The following is a 2,881-nucleotide window of genomic DNA, read 5'->3' on the forward strand; positions in this document are numbered from 1 at the left end:
CCCGGGCCGCGGCCGGTCTGCCGGTTGGCCCTCGTCTCCGGCGACTGGGTGCCGCTGGGTCTGCGCTCGAAGCTGCCCGAGGGGGTGCTGCTCGTGGCCATGGGCGGCGCGACCGAGGCCGGCATATGGTCGAACTACTTCGAGGTCGGGGAGGTCGATCCGTCGTGGAGCTCGATCCCCTACGGCAGACCCCTCTCCAACCAGTCCTTCCGCGTCGTGGGCGAGGACGGCCTCGACTGCCCCGACTGGGTGCCCGGCGAGCTGTGGATCGGCGGGGGGAGCCTGGCCGACGGGTATCTGGGCGATCCGGGGAAGACGGCCGCCTCCTTCGTCGAGGACGGGGGGCGCTGGTACCGGACGGGGGACATGGGCCGCTACTGGCCCGGAGCCGTCTTGGAGTTCCTCGGTCGCAAGGATTCCCAGCAGCAGGTGAAGATACGCGGCCACAGGGTGGAGCTGGGCGAGGTCGAGGCCGCCGTGGCCGGATGCCCCGGGGTGAAGGGGGCCGTGGCCGTCGTGGCCGGCGAGCGCGAGCATCTTTTTGCTGTCGCAATCCCTGCCATCAGCGAAGCCCCCATCGCCTCAATTAGCGAGAGATCGCCAGTCGAGAACAGGGAAGCTGAACACACGCGGCTCACTGCGCTTTCTAATATTCTTATCAAAGAGCGAGGCTTGTCGAATGACAGGCTTTTTACGAACGAGCAGAGTGACGAATCTTCTTCACGATATCACGCGGTTATGGAAATGCTCTCTCGCAACACTTCAAATTGCTCAACAGTATGCCGAGACAACACATTGGAAGAAGCCGCTGATTTCTATGAAAAGATACTGACAGAAGCCGCAGACCCTTCCACGTTGTACGAAAGCGACAGGTTCTCTCCTGAAGCCCTCTTTCTCTCTCGCAACTCGTCCCAAAGAATCATCAAGGACGCAATCGCCACAATCAAGGCAATGGCTGAAACGCTTGGCCGCAAACTTAAAGTCGCTGATTTCGGATGCCGAAGTGGACGCATATCAGCCCTGTTGCTCCCCGAGGTCGCAGATACTATCTCGGAATACCATCTGCTCGACACTTCTCAATCTATGCTAGATATGGCCAAAACAAGGCTAGACGACTTTTCAGAAAAAGTGAGAACAGCAAAGCTTACAAAAGTTGTCGATCAAGATATTCATGCACGTTTCGATGTTGTGGTGTCGATAAACGCAATTCACACCATGGAAGAACCTTCTGAGGCAATAAGTGCTCTTGGAGAAACCCTAGCAGCAGACGGCAGGGCTTTCATTGTGGATCCCACCGAGTTTGCCCCTTCCGCAATGGTAACAGCTGCAATTGCCCAGTGCGCATTTGGCGATGGGGAACCGAGCGGTCTGCTTTCTCCCGAGAAATGGATCGACTCTCTTTCGGAGAAAGGATTGCGTGCCGACTGGGTAAAAATCGACGATGGCCTGTTCATCTCTCTGTCCAGCCGAACTTCTCCACCTATCGACCTCACACTTCTCCGCTCTACTCTAGAAAAAGAAGTTCCCGCATATATGGTTCCCGAGCATCTTGGAATCCTACCTTCTCAGCCGCTATCCAGAAACGGAAAAGTGGATAAAGGAAGCGTTAAAGACTGGGCTGAATTGTATTGCTCTTTCTGTGATGCATCTGACAATTATATTGAGCCAAATGGAGAAATCGAGAAAAAGGTTTCGTCTATATGGTCAAAATTCCTTGGAGGAAGGCGTGTCGGCCGCTACGATGGATTTTTTGAATACGGAGGAGACAGCCTAAGTGCTACGCGGATGATTTCCGCTCTTTCAAAAATTGGCATCAAAGCAAGTCTAAAGGAGCTTTTCGCCTCAGGAAATCTTGCAGACTTCTGCAAAGGGCTTTCCATTTCGTCTCCTAATAACTCCAAGGCAATCACTATCAATGAAGAGTTGAGATTTGAGCCGTTCGACCTCACCGAGGTACAGAGGGCATACACCATAGGAAGGACCAGCGGTCTCGACTTGGGCAAGGTAGGATCCTATTGCTTCTTCATGTTTGAAACTAGCGAATACAGTCACGACAGATTTGCATCAGCATGGAGGATTCTGCTCGAGCGTCACGGAGCCTTGCGCACTCTTCTAGTCAAGAATGGCGAGAAGCAGCAGGTGTATCGATCATCTGATCTGAATCTACCTCTGGCTGTCCAAAATGCAATGGATTCAAAAGATGCTCGTAAAATAGTCGAACAAGCAATGTCGCATAGATCGATAGATCTAACGAAATCTCCCGGCTTTGAAGCTCTCTCGGCAGTTTATAGCAGCGGTGCTGTTGTCGGTATTGGCTTCGACAACACTATGGTAGACGGCGTGAGCATGAGCACCGTTCTCGCCGAACTGGCCGAACTCTACGAGAACCCCGGGGCCGACCTCCCCGGCATCGGCCTGACGTTCAGGGATTTCGTCGTCGGGCACCGGAGAGACGGTCGCGAGGTTGAAGAGGCGGAGGGCTACTGGCGCTCGCGCTTGCCCGAGCTGCCGCCCGCGCCGCAGCTCCCCCTCGCCGCCGACCCCTCGACGGTCGGGGAAGGGAGGTTCGAGCGCCTGTGGCGGACGGTTGCCGAGCCCGAATGGTCGGCGGTCAAGGAAAAGGCCCGGCTGCACGGCATCACACCCTCGGCAGTCCTGCTTGCTTGCTACGCGAGGGTGCTGTCAGCCTGGAGCGGAGGGGGCGGCGTGACGCTGAACCTGACCATCTTCGACCGCCCCGAGGTCCATCCCGACATAGACAAGGTGGTGGGCGACTTCACCACCCTTCTCCCGGTGGCATGCCGCCCCTCGGCCGATGCGTCCGTCGAGGCCCAGATGAGGGGCGTCCAGAACGAGCTTGCCGGAGGATTGGAGCATAGGG

General features: G+C 56.4%; 1 protein-coding gene. It reads left to right on the plus strand.

Annotated elements, in window-relative coordinates:
* Positions 1 to 2,881 (plus strand): condensation domain-containing protein (locus HMPREF1023_RS15710; protein ID WP_009305508.1); only part of this gene is annotated, 2,881 nt, incomplete at both ends.

This window comes from Eggerthella sp. 1_3_56FAA (assembly GCF_000185625.1).
Taxonomy (GTDB): domain Bacteria; phylum Actinomycetota; class Coriobacteriia; order Coriobacteriales; family Eggerthellaceae; genus Eggerthella; species Eggerthella lenta.